Raw genomic sequence first — 4,873 nt, 5'->3', positions numbered from 1 at the left:
CAGCTAATGTAAAACATAAAATCATTGTTGATTCAGGGTCCACCGATAATACCGTTGAAGTTGCAAAATCATTTGGGTTTAAAGTAGTCTCTATTCCAAAACAAGAGTTTAATCATGGCGCAACACGGCAATTATTAGGAGAATTATCCAATGATGTTGACATCTGTATATTTTTAACACAAGATGCCATTTTAGCTTCGCCGGATAGTATCGCAAACTTAGTTGGCGCATTTGATGATCCTTCCATAGGTATGGCTTACGGAAGGCAGCTTCCCCATGTAAATGCTAAATTACTGGAAACTCATGCCCGGTTATATAATTACCCATCAGAATCAAATATCCATTCATTTGATGACATAGCCAGTATGGGCTTTAAAGTTTTCTTTTGTTCAAACTCTTTTGCGGCGTATCGCAAAAGTGCATTATTAGATGTGGGCGGCTTTCCGCCAGATTCAATAATGGGCGAGGATGCTATTGTAGCTGCTAAAATGCTCTCAGCAGGATTTAAAAAAGCTTATGTGGCTCATGCAACGGTGCATCACTCGCACAGTTATACGCTGGCAGAGGAGTTTAAACGATATTTTGATACCCGCGTTTTTCATGAACAAAACAAGTGGTTAATAGAAAGCTACGGTAAACCAACAGGAGAAGGAATAAAGTTCATGAAATCGGAGTTGAAATATGTGGTAAAAAACGACCTGAAAGTTATTTTTAAGTCCATCGCATCTCTTGGCGCCAAGTGGCTGGGTTATAAATCCGGAAGATTTTATAAGCGAATCCCCCGTTCGTTATTAGCCAAAGTATCTATGCACAAGCATTATTGGAAGTAATATTCTCGTACTTTCTGCAAAGTGATTTATAGGTACATGGCAACCCTCACATTTGAAAGTTAAGCGATTTGTACACCTGTAATAGCTTATAAAAAAGGTGGTGCTTTAAAAAACGTTATCGAAAATAAAACAGTGATATTTTTCGATGAGCAATCTGTAGAATCAATCAAATCAGCCGTTGAGCGATTTGAAGTTAACAAATTACCGCTTAATTATAACGAAATTGTTACATAGGTCCCGGTTTTCCCAACTCTTCCGCTAAAAAGCAGCTATCTATGTATATATTCAAGAGAAATTGAATATTTAAAGCCATATGTGAAATTTATCTTTAATAAAAACAATTATCTAATTGTAGCGTTTAAGTGTGATTACCCGTATTGATTGAAAAACTATTATTATMTCCCTTTTAAAGTATATTCTTAAAAGGAAATAATTACATTTGTAAATCTTTAACCTTATGATTTTACGTTACTCAAAATTACTCCCGTTTGTTACTTTTATAAGTGATTTAATAGTATTAAATATTTCTCTTCAATGTGCTCATTTACTGGTATTTAATTACCTTTCTGATCAAATTCAATCTGCGAATTTTATCTTATTGGTTAATTTGTCGTGGGTTTCTATAACTTCTGTAACCAGGAATTACATCATTCACAGGCCACTTGTGCTGAGCGATAATATTAATAAATTCCTGTCTTCCCTACTCTACAATTTAGTTATGGTTCTTGGTGTAATCTACTTTTTCAGATTATATGAGGTTAGCCGATGGGAGATGGTTTTTACTTATACTTTATTTTTTGCTTTAATTGTTGTTGAAAGGTCTGCGATTTTTTTTGCTCTTGATTACATTAGAAAAAACGGGTACAACAGAATGCACGTGCTTCTTGTTGGTAACCAGGATATTGCTAATAGATTGGTGAAATCTTTCTTAAAGCATCCGGAATWCGGATATTATTTTATCGATCTTATTTCCGAAGAAATGCTCAACGGAATGTCTGATGAAATGCTGCTTGAGAAAGTGTTAAATAAAAATCCAGATGAGGTATTTGTATGCTATAAATACCTAAACCAGTCGCTATTGAAAAAAATGGTTGATTTGGGAGATCAAAACTCTATTAAGATTAAGTTGGTTTCTGACCTGGTGTTGGATAATAACTATGCCAGTATTATTAACTACGAAAATCTTCCTGTAATACAGCTTTCTTCAACCCCGGAACTTAGCCTCAAGGTTATGTTTTTTAAACGAAGCTTTGATATTTTGTTTTCACTTTCGGTTATGATAACTGGTTTACCTGTGTTTATCTTGTTAGTAATAATAACTAAATTAACATCAAAAGGAGCCGTTTTTTACCATCAGGAAAGAATTGGAAAAGATCACCGGCCTTTTAAAATATATAAATTTAGAAGTATGCACGTAAATGCAGAACTGTTAGGCCCCCAATTGTCAAGTGAACATGATCCGCGAATTACTAAATGGGGAAAGGTTTTACGCAGGTCAAGGATGGATGAACTACCCCAGTTTTGGAATGTTTTAAAAGGAGACATGTCAATAGTGGGCCCAAGACCAGAACGTCAGTATTTCATAGAACAGCTTATACTAAAATCTCCTAACTATAAAAAATTATTACGTGTTAAACCAGGAATTACCTCAATGGGGCAAGTAAATTATGGCTATGCAGAAAACGTTGATCAAATGCGCCATAGGGTACGCTATGATCTGATTTATCTTAATAATATAAGCTTTAACAGCGATATGGGCATTATTTTAAAAACCATACAGGTAATGTTTCAGCTTAAAGGTAAATAATGTTAAAATTTTTGCATACACACTTTTTTAATTAGCCGCATTATAATATCAAAAAGTAATCTCAGTGGAAACACCAGAAAAGCTTCTCTAAGCACTTAGAGGAGCTTTTTTTATACCTACTGGTGAAAGCTATTAAGGTTGCTTTCTTTATAATAAGAATTTGGGCACTATGCCGAAATTTATGTCGCACAAAACATTGGGATCCAAATAATTTTATACTTTATTAAGTTACTGACCGTTAATTTTTAAGTGTTGCATACTAATGTTAGTTAAACGAGCGCTATAGTTATATGGCTCAATAATGCTTTTTCTATATTGTTTTACTGTTTAAAATAGTTAAAGAATGCTTTTTACTTTTAAACCGGCTTTTCTCAGAAACAAAACAGAATTACAGTTTATTTTAATCGTAATTAAACCTTGTGCACTCTTAAATAGTATAAAGCTAAATACTACTTTGTTTTAGGTCCATTTTAACGCTTAATTATTAATTCAATTTGTTACTTATTTTTTGGAATTGCATTATAAAATCAGCTTCCCAAGAGCCGGTAATATTTCGTTTTTTTAAGTTTTCCACAATAAACAAACTGAAAAGATCAGGTTGCTTATTTCTTTTTTTTTGCCCCTTATACAGCGCGGCTCAGCATTTGGATAGTACGGTGATCAGGAAAAACCAATTGAATGTTCACGCAGTGACAACTGTGAGCGGCCAAATTGTTGATGATGCATCTGGCCGTCCGCTTCCTTTTATAAGTGTCAGGTTTAGTGGCAGTAATTATGGCACCAGTTCTGATAGAATAGGGAAATTCATATTAAGTGCTCCGGGTTCTTTTAGCCGCGTAACATTTTCCTTTATGGGCTACCAAACCGTAACCAAAATTATTAAACCGGGCCAGGCGAATGAGTTGCAAATCCGCATGCACAACAGTCAAACCCAGTTAAAGGAGGTTTCTGTTACTTCGGAAAAAAAGAAAAAGTATAGAAATAAAGGAAACCCGGCCGTTGAACTTATTCAGCAAATTATTGACCATAAGGAATTAAACCGGATGGAAAATTCGGATTATCTTCAATATAACCAATATGAAAGGATCGGTTTATCCTTTTTTCATCTTTCGCCAAAGCTGCTTAATAGTCAATTTTTTAGCAAATACCGGTTTATGCTTGATACCACGCAGAAAATAAACGGTCAGTCTGAAACCTCACTTCCGGTTTATTTCAGCGAAAAGCTATATCAAAATTATTACCGTAAAAATCCCCCTAAATCTATCCAGATATTAAATGCCCAAAAACAAATCAATATCATAAAATTTGTGGATACGGTTGGACTGGATATTTACCTCAACCGCCTCTACGGAAATAATATAGACATATACGACAACAATATTTTTATCATTACAAACCAGTTTCTGAGCCCTATAGCTGATCATGCGCCCGATTTTTATAAGTTTTTTATAACGGACACGGTGCAATCGGGTAAAGGAAAATTAATCGAGGTAAGTTTTACCCCCCGTAATAAAGGTGATCTGCTTTTTGAAGGTAAATTACTGGTTACTATGGATGGACATTACGCTGTTGAATCATGTGAGCTCAATGTAAATAAACAAATCAATGTCAATTTTATGCGCAGCCTCAAGATTCGGCTGGATTTTGAACAACACCCCGACGGGCGCTATTACCTGGGCAAAAGTGATGTAAAAGCAGATTTTGGTATAAAAAAAGAAAAAGGAACCGGCGTTTTTGGCCAGCGAACGGTGTATTATGATCACTACAAGTTAAATTCACCACTTCCGGCCGTGTTTTACCAGGGTAAAAGTTTGCAAACTGCTGTAAACTCCAACAGGCCGGATACCAGCTACTGGAGACAAAACAGGACTGATACGCTTACCACTCAACAGCAACAGCTTTACGAGCATATAAACCGGTTAGAAAGCATGCCCTCTTTTAAAAGATTAACATGGATTGCAGCAACCATCACAGGAGGATATGGCGACCTCGGCCCCGTACAAATAGGCCCGACGGGGGCTACATATGCTTTTGATAATGTAGAAGGGGCGCGTTTCCAGATAGGCGGACGAACTACGCCTAAATTCAACAGATCCATCTATTTGGAAGGTTATACGGCCTATGGAACAAGGGATACTAAATTCAAATTTAATTTAAGCACCTATTTTGCATTAAATAATACAGCGCCTTATCGTTTCCCCAACGATTATTTTAGGATTAGCTACCGGTATGATAT

The 4,873-nt window shown here is 35.6% G+C and carries 3 protein-coding genes; all 3 read left to right on the top strand.

Annotated elements, in window-relative coordinates:
* Window positions 1-830, top strand: an 830-nt coding sequence (locus tag AC1DPZ_RS21880; protein ID WP_477407424.1) for a glycosyltransferase family 2 protein, incomplete at its 5' end; no start/stop codon positions are given.
* A gap of 457 nt (window positions 831-1,287) precedes the next feature.
* Complete coding sequence (locus AC1DPZ_RS21875) at window positions 1,288-2,637, top strand: sugar transferase (RefSeq protein WP_477407422.1); 1,350 nt, start codon at window positions 1,288-1,290, stop codon at window positions 2,635-2,637.
* A 656-nt stretch (window positions 2,638-3,293) separates the two neighbouring features.
* A partial coding sequence (locus tag AC1DPZ_RS21870) for a carboxypeptidase-like regulatory domain-containing protein (RefSeq protein WP_477407420.1) occupies window positions 3,294-4,873 on the top strand: 1,580 nt, incomplete at its 3' end.

It is taken from the genome of Mucilaginibacter sp. P4_G9 (assembly GCF_056400985.1).
Note: the sequence above shows the minus strand (reverse complement) of the source record. Positions and strands in the feature narration are given on the sequence as shown.